The sequence below is a fragment of the Allobosea sp. AK1 genome, from assembly GCF_006714945.1.
Lineage (GTDB): Bacteria > Pseudomonadota > Alphaproteobacteria > Rhizobiales > Beijerinckiaceae > Allobosea > Allobosea robiniae.
Map to the genome: position 1 here is coordinate 4,680,918 of NZ_VFMG01000001.1, position 14,266 is coordinate 4,695,183.

The window sequence follows — 14,266 nt, forward strand, 5'->3', positions numbered from 1 at the left end:
TTGACGAGGGCTAATTAAAAGCGCGAGCGGAGCGTGCCGCCATCGCTTCGGTTGCTTGCGAAATTCAGAAGCGCCAGATCAGGGGCACGATGAAGACCGCCACGACGAAGAACCAGATCAGCAGCGGCAGCCCGAGTTTCCAGTAATCGCTGAAGACGTAGCCGCCTGGTCCCATCACCATCAGATTGGTTGGCGTCGCAATCGGCGTCAGGAAGGCGCCGGCTGCGGCGACCGCCGTGCTCATCAGCACCGGCCGCGGCGAGATGCCCATGGCGGTGGCTGCGGCGACGCCGATCGGGATGACGATCAGCGCCGTCGCGGTATTGCTGATGAGCTGGCCCAGCACCGCGGTCAGGACGAACAGGCCGGCGAGCAGCGCGGTCGGCCCGGCGTCTCCCACCATCGAGACGAGGTGGTCGGCCAGCATCTTCGCCGCGCCGGTCTGGATCATCGCGGTCGAGAGCGGCATCATCGCGCCGACGAGGATCACGGTCGTCCAGCTGATCGCGCGGTAGGATTGCTCGACGGTCATGATGCCGCAGAGGATGATCGCACCGGCCGCCAGCAGGCCCGCCACGGCAGACGGAACGATGCCGGTGGCCAGCATCACGACCATCGCGAACAGGATGATGATCGCCTGCTTGGCGCCCGGACCCATCGGCACGGCCTGGCGCCGCACCAGTTCCGGGGAGCTGACGACGAGGACGTCGGGATCGTCGAGATGGGTGTCGAGCGCCTTCCAGGTGCCCTGCAGCAGCATGGTGTCGCCAGCCTGCAGCACGACGCCGGCCGTCTTGGTTTTGCCGGCGTTCGGAGCCTCGCTCGCGCCGCGTTGCACGGCCAGGATGATCAGGTCGCCGCTTTCGGTGACCATGCCGGGGAACACGGTCTGGCCGATCAGGCCTGAGCGCGGCGGGATCACCACCTCGGCCAGGCCGGAGCGGCGGTTGAACAGGGTTTCTTCGCCATCGCCCGCGCCTTCCTCGCGGAACGCGAGGTGCATCTGCGCCGCGAAATTGGCCGCGGCCTCGGCATCGCCGCGCAGCAGCAGATGGTCGCCCTCGGCGATCGTCGTGCGACGCAGCGGCCCGGCCGTGTCGCCGTCCTGAACCGCAACGAGCTGGAGCCCGGACCATGTGCCGAGGTCGACTTCGTCGGAGCGCTTCCCGACATAGGGGCAGGTCGCGCGGACGCGTAGTTGATGGACGCCGCTCGCCAGCCCGTATTGCTCGACCAGCGTCCTGGCGTGGCGGCTGAAATCGGCCGGCATGGTCGCGCCGTTGCGCTGGGGCAGAAGCTTCTCCCCGAACAGGATGATGATCGCCATGGTGCCGGCGAGCAGCGGGATGCCGGCCAGCGCGAACTCGAAGAAGCCGAAGCCGCCGACGCCGGCATCGAGCCCGGCTTCGGAAACCAGCACGTTCACCGGTGTGCCGGTCAAAGCGAGCATTGAGCCGGCATGTCCGGCGAAGACCAGCGGCATCAGCAATTGCGAGGAGTTGCGTCGCAGGCGGACGGCGGTGACGACGACGACCGGCAGCAGCGCGGCGACCGCACCGTTCAGGCTGATCAGCGCGACCAGAAGTGACACCAGCCCCATCATGAGCAGCAGGAGCCGCGTTCGGCTTTCCTCTCCGGCCCCCTTGATCAGGAGCTGGCCGGCCCAGGCGGTGACGCCCGTGACCTCGAGCCCGGAGCTGACGACGAACAGGGAGGCGATGAAGATGACGGCGGGATCACCAAGCCCGGCGAGCGCCTGAGGCAGGGTGAGCACGCCGGTCGCCCAGAGGCCGAGCGCAGTGCCCATCGCGACGAGCACGACAGGCACCTTGTTCGTAACGAACAGGACCACGGTAATGGCGACGATGATGCCGGTATAGGCGATCGGACTCACGCATCAGCTCCTTGGGGGTGGTCTCGGCCGCAGACCCGTTTGAAGGGTCTCAGTCTTCGAGCGTCGCCATCAGGATGCCGAGACGGCAGCCCTTCTCGTACTCGGTGAGATTCACATATTCCTTGATCGTGTGGATCTCGGCCTGGCCGGCGCCGATCGTGATGGTCGGGACGCCGTGCTTGTCGAGCCAGTTGGCATCGAGGCCGCCATTGGAGAACAGGTAGTTCGGTTCGATACCCAGGATGTCGAGCGCCTTGGCAGCGCGCTTGACCACAGCCGAATCCTTGGCGAGCTCGAAGGGTGGATAGGCCGGCTTGTGGGTGAACGTCACCTTCGCCGTCTCGCCGCCATCGTCCTTCACCTCGCCTTGAGCCTTGGCGAAGGCGGTCTTGAAGGCCTCGGCGATCTTGGTGGCGAAAGCGGCCTCGGGGCTGCGCGCCTCGCCGCGGATATAAGCATAGTCGGTGACGACATTGGTCGCGTCGCCCGCGGCGACCGTGCCGCCCTTGCCGCCGAAGATGCCGACATTGCTGGTGCCGCGGCCATCGGACTTCACGATCTTGCCGAACCAGCCCTCGCGGCGAGCTTCCGCAAGTGCGATCGCGCCGACGAGCGTCGCCGAGATGCCCTTTTCGGGCGCGACGCCGGCATGGGAGGCCTTGCCGGTGATCTCGACTTCCCAGTTTTCCTGGCCGACCGCGCCGATCAGCAATTCGGAGGCGAGCTGGCCGTCGACATTGATGCACATGACGGCGCCGCCGAGATCCTTAGGGTTGAGCTCGCGCGCGCCGTGCAGCCCGCTTTCCTCGCGCACCGTGAACAGCAGCGTGATCGGCGGATGGGGCAATTTGTTCTTGATCAGCGTCTCGGCCAGCACGACGAGCAGCGCCACGCCGGTGCGGGCATCGCCGCCGAGCGCGGTGGTGCCGTCAGAGACGATGCGGTCACCCTCGCGCTTCGGCTTGGCCCCGGCGCAGAGCGGCACGGTGTCGAGATGGGTCGAGAACAGCAGGCGCGGACCGGCCTTGGTGCCGGGCAGGTCGACGATGAGGTTGCCGGTCTCGGTCGGCAGCGGGATGCGCTTGTTGGCATCGTCGAAGCGGATGGCCGAGGCCGGCACGCCGACGGCCTTCAGCGCCTCGCTGACGGCAGCGCCGATATTGGCTTCCTTGCCGGTCACGCCCTCGACCGAGAGGAAGCGCATGAGATGCGCGATGGCGGCTTCGACGTCGAGCGGAATGGCGGGTGTCGTCATGATCTGCATCCGAACGGGTTGGATTGGCGACGGGAGGGCTGCGATGGGGCTCAGAGCCCCCAGGGCAGGCCGAGCATCTTCCAGACGGCGAACAGAGCCGTCCAAAGCACGAACATCCACACGACATAGGGCAGCATCAGCGAGACCACGGTGCCGACGCCGGCATTCCTGTCGTATCTTTGGATGAAGCCGACCACGAGGGCGAAGTAGGCGTTGAGCGGGGTAATCGCGTTCATCGGCGAATCGCCGATGCGATAGGCCGCGAGCACGGCTTCCGGCTCGACGCCGAGCTTCATCAGCAGGGGCACGAAGACGGGGGCGAAGATCGCCCATTTCGCGATCGCGCCAGTGAGAAGCAGGTCGATGATCGCGACTACCACGATGAAACCGAGCAGCAGCGGCAGGGCGCCGATATTGGCGGCCTGGAGCATGCCCGAAAGGCTCAGCGCCATGACCGTGCCGATATTGGTGTAGGTGAAGTAGGCGACGAACTGGCTGAGCACGAAGAACAGGAAGATCGTGCCGCCCATGCTTTTGATCGATTTTTCGATCGCGGCGATGACCTCCGCCAGGGTCTTCAGCGTGCCGGCGCCGATGCCATAGGCCCAGCCGGTGACCAGGAACATCAGCATGATGAGCGCGATCAGGCCGTTCATGAAGGGCGAGTTGCCGATCAACTCTCCGGTGGTCGGATTGCGCAGGGGCGCGCCCGCGGGGAGCGTGAGGAGGCAGAACACCGCGATCAGTCCGAGGAGGCCGAGACCGGCGAAGCGAAGACCGCGCGACTCCGCCTCGGACAGCACGGCGCCTTGCTCGGTGACTGTTCCCTCGGCCGCCAGCTTCGGATCGTAGCTGCCCAGGCGCGGCGAAATCATCTTGTCGGTGATGAACGCGATGATGACGGTCAGAAACAGCACCGAGGCGATCGAGAACCAGAGATTGGATGCGAGGCCGATCGTGCGATTGGGATCGACAAGGCGGGCAGCGTCATTGGTGAACTCGACCAGAACCGCATCGAGCGGCTTGATCAGCATGTTGACGGTGAAGGCACCGGCGACCGCTGCGAAGCCGAGCGCCAGGCCCGCGACCGGATGGCGGCCGACAGCGAGATAGGCAATGCCGGCGAGCGGGATCAGGACGAGATAGCCGGCATCGGCCGCGATGCTGGCGATGATGCCGACGAAGGCGAGGATATAGGTCAGCGCCCAGTGCGGCGAGACGATTACAAGCTTGCGGATCAGCGCGGTGACGAGCCCTGATTCCTCGGCGACGCCGGCGCCGATCATCGCGACGATCATCAGCCCGACGGCCGTGAAGCTCATGAAATTCGGGATCAGCGACGAATACATGAAGCGGATGCCGTCGATGGTCAGCAGGCTCTGGATCGCCGTGCTCGCCGCCTCGATTTTATGGGTGTCGGGGTTGATCCGCTCGTAGGTGACGGCGGTGCCGAACAGCCCCAGCACAGCCGAGAGGGCAATGACGATGCCGATCAGGATCAGGAAGATGACAACGGGGTGGGGAACCATGTTTCCCACCTTCTCGACGGTGTCGAGAAACCTCTGCATGGTCGTTTTCGGCGCGACGGTGGCAGTGGTCATCGCATTCCCCCCTTGAGCCCAGGCTTTCAGCAGCGAACCCGCGGCCGATGTGCCGAAGACTCCGGCACCCGCAAAGCTCCGAGCGTGATGGGGGAACCTTAAGTCCGGGAGCCGGGAGAGCATCGGCAGAGAATCCCAAACTTTGGGCCTTCTGTCCCAAAGTCTCCTTCCTCGCGCCCGTAGGCGGGGTGTGGGCTTGCCGCCGGCGGGGTGGCTTTCTACGGTCCGCTGCGGTGAGGGCCTTTGTCGGCCGATGATCGACCGGGGCGGAACGATGCCGGACCAGGGCCAGGATGCGGGGGAAGGGATGTTCGAGGCGTCGAGATGAACGGCGTGACATGGCTGGAGCGGTGCCGGCGCCCCGCTCGCGCGCGTTTGTCCTGGCTCCTGCTCGTCGCGCTCGCCGCCGGTCTGGCGGCTTGCGCATCGACGCCGCGCGGGCTCCTGGAGCCGGTGGCGCCCGTTCCCGGCACCGACAGCGTCAACATGCTGGCGGCGACGACGCGCGCGCCCTCCGCCGATGCCGGCGTCCTGTTCAGCGGCGAGCGGGGCGAGGGCGTCTCGTTCCGGAATATCGTCGTCTCGATCCCGCGCAACCGCGAGGTCGGCAGCATCCAGCTCCCACGATCGGTTCCCGGGAATCCCGCCACGGATTTCACCGTCACCGCCTCCACGGCGCTGCCGAAAGCCAAGCTCGCCGACTGGTTCAGGTCGACGAGCGGACGCTCGAAGCGCGTCTTCGTGTTCGTGCACGGCTTCAATACGCCGTTCGACCGAGCCGTCTTCCGCTTCGCGCAGCTGGCGCATGATGCCGACGCCGATGCCTCGCCGGTTCTCTTCTCCTGGCCCTCGCGCGGCTACCTGCTCGACTACAGCCGCGACTTCGACAATGCGTCCTATTCGCGCTCCGACCTCGCGGACCTGCTGGGCGTCGCGGCCGCCGCCCCCTCTGTCCGCGAGATCGTGATCCTGGCCCATTCGATGGGAAGCTGGCCCGCCGTCGAGGCGGTCCGGCAGATCGCGCTCAAAAGCGGCGGCGTCCCGCGCAAGATCACCAATCTCATCCTGGCGTCGCCGGATCTCGATGTCGGCGTCTTCCGCCGCCAGATCGAGGATATGGGGCCGAAGCGACCGCAGATCACGCTGTTCACGGCCCAGCACGACCGGGCGCTGCAGGTCTCCCGCTTCATCGCGCGCGGTGCGACGCGGCTCGGCGGCATCGACCCGACGCAAGAGGAATACCGCAACCAATTCGCCGGATTCTCCGGGATCACTGTGATCGACCTCTCCGCGATCAATGCGGGCGACCGCCTCAACCACGACCTGTTCGCGGCGAGCCCGGATGCAGTGCGCCTCATCGGCGACCGGCTGCTGCAGGGACAGGTGATCACCGATTTCGACGTCCCGGCGCCCCTGGCGGCGGCGGGGGCGATCAGCTCGGCCGCGACTCTTCTGGTCACCGCGCCAATCCGAGTCTTCGATGCAGCAACGACGCCATAGGGTTGACGGGCCGGGCGGCGAAAGCCAATATTGACGGATATTCGGCGATAATTCGAATTTTAGACTGTTGTTAGATAACTCTACTTTCGGCCAGCCCTGTTGAGTTAGATCAATTTCGTCCAAATGCGACCAGTGTTATGATCAGATCCTGTTTCTGTGGCCTGCGCAAAACCGCAGAGTAATCGGAGTATCTGATGCCGGCTTTCTCTCATGGTGGGGTGAGGAAGGACGTCAGCATGTTTTCTGTGGCGCAGTTTTGCACCATGGAGCTTCAGGCTAAGGACCAGTTCGACGCCTGGCGTTCCTTGCACAAGGACACGATCGAGCTTTTTCCGACAGGGGAGCGGTCGGCGGGATTTGCCGCTGCATTCTCGTCCTGGACCCTGGGGGAGCTTGTCCTGACACGTGTTGTCTATTCGGGCGCGCCGGGCCGGCAATGGCGGCACCACCCCAAATCCTATCTGGACCATTGGTGTGTGGTGCTGGCGCGGGCGGTGGCAGCCGACGGCTCGGCGCGGGGAGAGCTGAGCTTTCGTTCGCTGGCGCTGCCCTATGAGGGCCAGGCGCAGGACAGCGAGGTCATCACCCTCTATCTGCCGCGTGATCAGCGCCCGGTCGATGAGCAGCGCCTCGATGGAGCCCACGGTGTCGAGGTGAGCCCGGATTTCGCACCGCTGCTCAGCGACTACATGGACGGCCTTGTCCGGCATCTGCCTCACGTCACCCCGGAGCACGCCGCGAACCTGGAGATGCCGACAAGGGCCCTCATCGCGGCCTGCATCACGCCCCTATCGACCTATCAGGAGCCTGCGCGCTCCGCCTTGGGGGCGGCTCTCATCGACAGGGCGCGCGCCGTCGTGCGCCAGAACATGGCCGCCCCGGATTTCGGTCCCGAGCGGCTGGTCCGCCTGCTGGCGATGTCCCGCTCGAAACTGTATCGGCTTTTCGAGAACAGCGGCGGAGTGGCTCATTTCATCAATAGAGAGCGCCTGCGCGAGGCGCATCTCCGCCTGAGTTCCCAGCGTGAAACGCTCTCCATCCACGCCATTGGAAACGAGGTTGGATTCGTCGATCACTCGACCTTCAGCCGGGCCTTCCGGCGGGAGTTCGGCTACAGCCCGACCGAGGCGCGCGAGCGCGGGATCGTCCGCTCCTTCGCCGATGAACGGGAAGGGCTGGGCCAGGGTTGACCGGTGCGGCTTCCATCACGCCCGAAAACGCGGCCATCTGACCGGCCGAGCCCAAACCCGCCGCTCGGGGAGTGGGCCTGATGACAGGTGTGCCCACCGGGCGGCTTTCGCTTCTTTACGCAATTCTGTTCTTCGAGCTCGGGGTCAATCTTCCGTTCTTCCCGCTCTGGCTCCAGGCGCAGTCGCTCGAGAGTGACGCGATCGGCATCATCCTGGCGACCCCGTTGCTGGTTCGGGTCGTGGCCAATCCCGTGGTCGGAGCGCTCGCCGACCGCAGCGGGCGCATTGCGGTGGCGCTCACGCTGTGCGCCATGCTGGTTGCGGCTGGCACCGGTCTCCTGACCGTCGCGCGCGGCTTCTGGCCGATCCTCCTCGTCGTCATCGCCATCGCCCTCGCGCAGGGACCGTTGATCGCGCTGGCCGATGTCATGACTCTCGGCCGCCTCGCCGGGGCGCCGCGGTCGGAACTCGCCTATGGCCGTATCCGTTTGTGGGGATCGCTCGGCTTCGCCGCCGCCAATCTCGCGGCCGGCTGGTCGCTCGAATGGTTCTCGACCGACGCGATCGTTGTGCTGTTGCTGGTCTCGGCGATTCTCACCGCCGTTGCCGCCGCCCGTTGCATAACGGGTGCCGTGAACCGCCCGCGAGACGATGCGCAAAGCGCCGCATGGCCGGCGCATCCGCTGCTTCTCGTCTGCACAATTGCCGGTGCCGCGTTCGTGCAGGCGAGCCACGCGGCGTTCTACGGTTTCGGCACGCTGCACTGGCAGGCGATCGGGACTTCCGGCGCCGCGATGGGCGGGCTCTGGGCTCTCGGCGTCCTGTCCGAGGTCGTCGTGTTTTCATGCCTGGGCTACCGCATGAACGGAGCCGCGAGCGCAGCCGGCCTGTTGGTGGCGTCGGCCGCGACGGCGATCCTGCGCTGGGGAGCGATGTCGCGGGATCCCGACCTCTCCACCCTGATGTGCCTTCAGGTGACGCAGGGCCTGACGTTCGGGGCCACTCATCTTGCCAGCATCTTCCTGCTGACGAGACTGGCTCCGGGCAGCATGCAGGCGCGCGCCCAGGCCTGGCTCGCCGGCGGGTGGGCCGGCGTGATGGCCGTTCTGACGACGCTGTCCGGCCGGCTCTACGAAAGCTGGGGGGAGCAGATCTACCTGGTGATGGCCGCGGTCGCTGCCGTTGGATTACTGCTGCTGCTGCCTGTCGCTTTCGCCCTGCGCGCACCGCGGCTCGAGAACCGCCTTCCCTGACGCTAGGGAACTCGGCCTTTTCCAACAATGGGATGACCAGCCCAGAGTTGGGATTCTGAGCTGATCCGCCTTTTCTTCGGGGTTGCTAGCCTCTCTGTGTCGTCCTGAAAGGGCTTTGCGGGCCGTAAACGCGCCCGTTGGCATGCGGGGGCGCGGTCGTCAGGGGAAGGGTTCGATGCAGAGGCAAGGCTTGGGATGCCAGGGTGCGCCGCTGCAGCGGCAGGAGGCTGCGAGGGAGCGGGCATGAGGCACAGCGAGGCTTCATCGCGGCTGGGCCGTCTTGCGGTCGTGACCGCCATCGCGCTCGCCGTCGCCTCCTGCAACCGTGAGGAGAAGGAGGCTCCGGCGCCGGTTCGCTTCGTCCGGACCGTGACCGTCGAGCCGCCACGCCAGGCGCCCGATCTCGCCTTCACCGGCCATATCGAGGCGCAGGACCAGGCGTCGCTGGCCTTCCGCATCGGCGGTCGCCTGGCGGAACGCCTGGTCGGTCTTGGCGCGACCGTCCGCGAGGGGGAGACCGTCGCGCGACTCGACCCCGAGAACGAGCTGAACGATCTCCGCTCCGTTCAGGCCGCGTTGACTGCGGCGCAGGGCAATCTGCGCAAGGCGGAAAACCAGTTCCAGCGGCAGAGCCATCTGCTCGAACGCCACATCACGACGCAGGCGGATTTCGAGAGCGCGCAACAGGCACTCACCGCCGCGCGCGCCCAGGTCGATGCGGCCCAGGCACGGGTCCGGTCTGCGGAGGACGTCGTCGGCTTCACAACGCTGAAGGCCGATGCGCCGGGCGTCGTCACGCGCGTCGGCGCGGAACCTTCGGAAGTCGTTTCAGCCGGCCGTATGATCGTCCAGCTGGCGCGGCGGGAGGGCCGCGACGCCGTCTTCGAGATTCCGGCCGATCTGGTGCGACAGCTCACGCCCGATATGCAGGTGCGCGTCGCCCTGAGCGGGGAGGCCGGTGCGGAGGCGACCGGCCGGGTGCGCGAGATCGCGCCGCAGGCCGATCCCGTGACTCGGACCTTCCGGATCAGGGTCGGCCTGACCGACCCGTCCCCGGCCTTCCGTCTCGGCGCAGCCGTCTCGGGCTCGATCCGTGGCGCCGAAGGCGGGGCCATCACCATCCCCGCGACGGCGCTGGCGCGGCGCGACCAGGCCACCGGCGTATGGGTGGTGGACCCTAAGAACCTGACCGTTTCGCTGCGCAAGCTCGATGTCGCGAGCGCGGACCCGGCGGCCGCCAAGATCTCTAAGGGATTGGACATAGGCGACATCGTCGTCACCGCTGGTGCCGGGCTTCTACGTGAAGGCCAGCGCGTACGCTTGATCGGAGCGGAGCCGCGATGAGCTTCAACCTCTCGGAATGGGCGCTGAAGAGCCGCTCGGTCGTGATCTACCTCATGATCATCGCGGTCGCTGCCGGGGTCTTCGCCTTCGTCAAGCTCGGCCGCAACGAGGATCCGGCCTTCGTCATCAAGACAATGGTGGTCTCCGCGATCTGGCCCGGCGCCACGATGGAAGACACGCTGAGCCAGGTGACCGAACGCCTCGAACGGCAGCTCGAGGAAACCCCCGGGCTCGACAGCGTGCGCAGCTTCACCAGGCCGGGCGTGACGACGATCTTCGTCAACCTCAAGGGCGACGTTCCCGGCCGCCAGGTCCAGGACACCTGGTACCGGGTACGCAACCTGATTGCCGACATGCGGCACACGTTGCCGGCTGGCACGCTCGGGCCGTTCTTCAACGACCGCTTCGGTGACACTTTCGGCATCATTTACGGCTTCACCTCGGACGGCTTCACCAGCCGCGACCTGCGCGACCATGTCGAGGCGATCCGTTCGCGGCTGCTGCTCGTGCCAGACGTCTCGAAGATCGAGATCGTCGGCGCGCAGGACGAGCGCATCTTCATCGAGTTCTCGGTCAGGGAACTGGCCAATCTCGGCCTCGATCGCTCGGCGCTGCTCGGGGCTCTGCAGGCCCAAAATGTCGTGCGACCGGCCGGTGAGGTGCAGACGCAGGACGAGAAGTTCTCGGTGCGCGTCTCCGGCGCCTTCCAATCGGAGGCGGATCTGCTCGGCATCAATTTCCCGGTGGGCGACCGTATGGTGCGGCTGGCCGACATCGCGACTATCAGGCGCGGCCATGCCGATCCGCCGACGCCGATGTTCCGGGTGAACGGGCGTGACGCAATCGGGCTGGGCATCGCCATGCGCGACGGCGGCGACATCCTGGCGCTCGGCAGCAACATCAAGAAGGCGATGGCCGAGGTCACTGCCGGCCTGCCTCTCGGCATCGAGCCCTATCTCGTCGCCGACCAGGCGGTGACGGTCTCGCACGCGATCGACGATTTCATGATGTCGCTCTGGCAGGCCGTCGGCATCATCCTGGTCGTCAGCTTCATCAGCCTCGGCGTGCGGCCGGGCCTCGTCGTGGCTCTCGCGATACCGCTGACGCTCGCCATCGTCTTCGCTTGCATGCTGGTCGCCGGCATCGACATGCAGCGCATCTCGCTCGGCGCCCTGATCATCGCGCTCGCGCTGCTCGTCGACGATGCGATGACCACGACAGACGCCATGGTCACGCGACTCGCCGCCGGCGAGGAGAAGATGAAGGCGGCGACCTTCGCCTTCGAGAAATACGCCACCGCGATGCTGGCCGGCACGCTGGTGACGATCGCCGGCTTCGTGCCGATCGGCTTCGCCGCAAGCTCGGCCGGCGAATATACCTTCTCGCTCTTCGCGGTGGTGACGATCGCGCTGGTCGTCTCCTGGTTCGTGGCCGTGCTGTTCGCACCCGTGCTCGGCGTCGCCATGCTGAAAGCACCCGACGCCTCCGCACAGCAGAAGGAGCCGGGGCGTGTCGAGCGCGGCTTCCGAAGCTTTCTCTCAAGCGCGATCAAGCTGCGCTGGGTCACGATCGCGGTCACGCTCGGCCTGTTCGCCGCCTCGCTCCTGGCGCTGCCGCTGGTGCCGCGGCAGTTCTTCCCGGCGTCGGACCGGCCGGAGCTGCTCGTCGATCTCACGTTGCCGCAGAACGCCTCGATCTATGCGAGCGAGGACATGGTCAACCGCTTCGAGGCTTCGTTGAAGGGCGATCCCGATGTCGAGCGCTGGAGCACCTATGTCGGCCGCGGCGCTATCCGCTTCTACCTGCCGCTGAATGCGCAATTGCCGAACGACTTCTTCAGCCAGGCCGTGATCGTCGCCAAGGATGTGGCGGCGCGCGAGCGGCTGCAGAAGAAGCTCGAAGCCCTTCTCGCCAAGGACTTCCCCAATGTGGTCGGGCGTGTCTCGCCGCTCGAACTCGGCCCCCCGGTCGGCTGGCCAGTGCAGTACCGCGTCAGCGGCCCCGATATCGCCGAGGTCCGCACCATCGCGATGAAGCTGGCACAGGTGGTCGCGGCAAATCCCAAGGCGCAGCAGATCAATTTCGACTGGATCGAGCCCGCCCGCGAACTGCGCCTGCGCGTCGACCAGGACGAGGCGCGCCGGCTCGGCCTCAGCTCCGCGGCTGTCGCCGCCATCGTCAACACGGTGGTCTCGGGGACGGTTGTGACGCAGGTGCGGGATTCCATCTATCTCGTCGATGTCGTCGTGCGGGCGCAGGATGCGGAGCGGGCCTCGCTCGACACGTTGCGGAGCATGCAGGTCGCGCTGCCGAGCGGCCGTTCGGTGCCGGTCTCGCAGTTCGTGAGCTTCAGCTACGGCCTCGACACGCCGTTGATCTGGCGCCGTGACCGCGTGCCCAACCTGACGGTCTCGGCCGATGTGCCGCCCGGGATATTGCCGGACGCGGTGGTCGGCGCGCTGCAACCCTCGGTGGACGGGCTCAGGAAAACACTGCCGGCAGGGTACGACATTGCCGTCGGCGGCACGGTCGAGGAAAGCGCCAAGTCGCAAGCCTCGGTCATCGCGGTGATCCCGGTGATGCTGCTGATCATGTTCACGGTGCTGATGGCGCAGCTCAGGAGCTTCCGGCTCTTCGCGATTGTGCTGAGCATCGCGCCGCTCGGCCTGATCGGCGTCGTCGCCGCGCTGCTGCTCTCCGGCAAACCGCTGGGCTTCGTCGCGCTGCTTGGCATCCTCGCCTTGATCGGCATCATCACCAAGAACGCGGTGATCCTGGTCGGGCAGATCGAGGATGAGCGCGCGGCCGGCAAGGGCGTGGTCGAGGCCGCAGTCGACGCCGCCGGCACGCGCTTCCGGCCGATCGTGCTGACCGCGATCTCGACGGTGCTCGGCATGATCCCGATCGCGCCGACCGTGTTCTGGGGGCCGATGGCCTTCGCGATCATGGGCGGCCTGCTGGTCGCGACGGTGCTGACCCTCGTCCTCCTCCCCGTCCTTTACGTCACCGTCTTCGGCGCCGCGACCGCGCGCAACGGCAAGACGAAGCGGATGGCCAGTGTGGGAGCGTCCCGATCATGAGCGCGATCATCACGAGGCGGATGCTTGCGAGAGGTATCGGACGCATTGCCGCCGTCACGTTGCTGGGGGCGGTCCTCGTCTCCTGCGGCGATGAGAAGGCACCGCAGGCGGAGGGGCGGCCGGTCGGCGTCGTCACGGTGGAGGCGGGGCAGTTCTCCGACGACGTCCAACTCAGTGGCGAGATTCAGGCCAAGAAGGACGTTTCGCTCGCCTTCCGCATCGGCGGGCGTGTCCTTGAACGCCCGGTCAATGTCGGCGACCAGGTGAAGGCGGGGCAGGTCATCGCCCGACTTGACCCCGCTCTCGAACAGAATGCGCTGGCGGCTGCCAAGGCGGCACTGGAAGCCGCGCGCGGCGAGGTCAGCACGGCGCGCAGCACCTTCGAGCGCCAGGAACGCCTGATGGCGCAAGGCTTCACGACCCGGCCGCGCTACGATCAAGCCCGGCGGGCGCAGGAAACGGCGCAGGCCACGCTCGAAAATGCCGAGGCGCAGGTCGAGTTGGCGCAAGATCGCCTTGGGTTCACTGCGTTGCGCACAGATGTTGCGGGCGTCGTGACCGCGCGCCGGATCGAGCCCGGCGAGGTGATCCAGCCGGGTCAGGTCGTCGTCCAAATTGCCCGCGACGACAGCCGCGACGCGGTGTTCAACGTGCCGGCAGCGGTGCTCGACACCCATCTCAGCGATGCCCGAATCCGTGTCGCGCTGGCTGATGCTCCTGCTGTGACGGCATATGGCTCGGTGCGCGAAGTCGCGCCGCAGGCCGATCCGGTGACGCGTACCTTTGCCGTTCGGGTCGGGCTGCAAGACCCACCGGAGGCGATGCGCCTCGGCTCGACGGTCGTCGGCACGATCGAACTCACCACCGCGGCGATCGTTTCCATTCCGGCGAGCGCACTGACCCAGCAAGGCCGTTCGCCCGCCGTATGGGTCGTCGACCCCGCCAAATCGACCGTCTCCCTGCGCGATATCGATGTGTTGCGGTTCGATGCCGGCACGATCATCCTCTCCCAGGGGCTGGCGCCCGGCGAAATCATCGTATCGGCCGGCGCTCAAGCCCTGCATCCCGGCCAGCGCGTCAGGCTGTTGCCTAGGCAATTGCCTTCGTCGCGGCAGCAGGCGGCCGTGTCGCCGTGACCGTCGCGGGCGG

At 66.6% G+C, this 14,266-nt stretch carries 9 protein-coding genes; 6 read left to right on the forward strand and 3 right to left on the reverse strand.

Annotation, left to right across the window (positions count from 1 at the left end; translation table 11 throughout):
- Positions 1 to 64: 64 nt before the first annotated feature.
- Genes FHT98_RS22440 through FHT98_RS22450 form a run of 3 tightly spaced genes read right to left on the reverse strand, consistent with a single transcriptional unit; the run spans position 65 to position 4,750 of the window.
- The gene (locus tag FHT98_RS22440) at positions 65 to 1,894 is read right to left on the reverse strand and encodes an SLC13 family permease (protein ID WP_061963633.1); all 1,830 of its coding nucleotides are present in this window, start codon (positions 1,892 to 1,894) and stop codon (positions 65 to 67) included.
- Between the two features lie 49 nt (positions 1,895 to 1,943).
- Positions 1,944 to 3,149: a M20/M25/M40 family metallo-hydrolase gene (locus tag FHT98_RS22445; RefSeq protein WP_465246923.1), complete on the reverse strand. Its 1,206-nt coding sequence runs from the start codon at positions 3,147 to 3,149 to the stop codon at positions 1,944 to 1,946.
- 50 nt (positions 3,150 to 3,199) lie between these two features.
- On the reverse strand, positions 3,200 to 4,750 hold the full coding sequence (locus FHT98_RS22450) for an AbgT family transporter (protein ID WP_142115349.1): 1,551 nt from the start codon (positions 4,748 to 4,750) through the stop codon (positions 3,200 to 3,202).
- Between the two features lie 324 nt (positions 4,751 to 5,074).
- Between FHT98_RS22450 and FHT98_RS22455 the strand changes: the two genes are divergently transcribed.
- The 6 genes from FHT98_RS22455 to FHT98_RS22480 all read left to right on the forward strand — a co-directional run bounded on the left by FHT98_RS22455 (position 5,075) and on the right by FHT98_RS22480 (position 14,253).
- Positions 5,075 to 6,250 carry an alpha/beta hydrolase gene (locus FHT98_RS22455; RefSeq protein WP_248309280.1) on the forward strand — a complete coding sequence of 392 codons (1,176 nt, stop codon included), beginning with the start codon at positions 5,075 to 5,077 and terminating at the stop codon, positions 6,248 to 6,250.
- Positions 6,251 to 6,444: 194 nt separating this feature from the next.
- Positions 6,445 to 7,440, forward strand: a complete 996-nt coding sequence (locus tag FHT98_RS22460) for a helix-turn-helix transcriptional regulator (protein ID WP_142115350.1) — start codon at positions 6,445 to 6,447, stop codon at positions 7,438 to 7,440.
- 80 nt (positions 7,441 to 7,520) lie between these two features.
- Positions 7,521 to 8,693: an MFS transporter gene (locus FHT98_RS22465; RefSeq protein ID WP_142115351.1), complete on the forward strand. Its 1,173-nt coding sequence runs from the start codon at positions 7,521 to 7,523 to the stop codon at positions 8,691 to 8,693.
- 243 nt (positions 8,694 to 8,936) lie between these two features.
- A complete protein-coding gene (locus FHT98_RS22470) occupies positions 8,937 to 10,037 on the forward strand; it encodes an efflux RND transporter periplasmic adaptor subunit (protein ID WP_142115352.1) in 1,101 nt (366 codons plus the stop codon).
- Positions 10,034 to 13,117 (forward strand): efflux RND transporter permease subunit, encoded by a 3,084-nt coding sequence (locus tag FHT98_RS22475; protein ID WP_142115353.1) that lies wholly within the window; start codon positions 10,034 to 10,036, stop codon positions 13,115 to 13,117. Before FHT98_RS22470 ends, FHT98_RS22475 begins: the two co-directional genes overlap by 4 nt.
- Entirely contained in the window at positions 13,114 to 14,253 is a 1,140-nt protein-coding gene (locus FHT98_RS22480) for an efflux RND transporter periplasmic adaptor subunit (RefSeq protein ID WP_248309281.1), read from the forward strand. Before FHT98_RS22475 ends, FHT98_RS22480 begins: the two co-directional genes overlap by 4 nt.
- The last annotated feature ends 13 nt before the right edge of the window (positions 14,254 to 14,266 follow it).

What these genes read in the sequence shown, in the direction of transcription:
- FHT98_RS22445 (WP_465246923.1), bottom strand. Translation starts at nt 3,149, where the DNA reads ATGACGACACCCGCCATTCCGCTCGACGTCGAAGCCGCCATCGCGCAT.
- FHT98_RS22450 (WP_142115349.1), bottom strand. Translation starts at nt 4,750, where the DNA reads ATGACCACTGCCACCGTCGCGCCGAAAACGACCATGCAGAGGTTTCTC.
- FHT98_RS22455 (WP_248309280.1), top strand. Translation starts at nt 5,075, where the DNA reads ATGAACGGCGTGACATGGCTGGAGCGGTGCCGGCGCCCCGCTCGCGCG.
- FHT98_RS22460 (WP_142115350.1), top strand. Translation starts at nt 6,445, where the DNA reads ATGCCGGCTTTCTCTCATGGTGGGGTGAGGAAGGACGTCAGCATGTTT.
- FHT98_RS22465 (WP_142115351.1), top strand. Translation starts at nt 7,521, where the DNA reads ATGACAGGTGTGCCCACCGGGCGGCTTTCGCTTCTTTACGCAATTCTG.
- FHT98_RS22470 (WP_142115352.1), top strand. Translation starts at nt 8,937, where the DNA reads ATGAGGCACAGCGAGGCTTCATCGCGGCTGGGCCGTCTTGCGGTCGTG.
- FHT98_RS22475 (WP_142115353.1), top strand. Translation starts at nt 10,034, where the DNA reads ATGAGCTTCAACCTCTCGGAATGGGCGCTGAAGAGCCGCTCGGTCGTG.
- FHT98_RS22480 (WP_248309281.1), top strand. Translation starts at nt 13,114, where the DNA reads ATGAGCGCGATCATCACGAGGCGGATGCTTGCGAGAGGTATCGGACGC.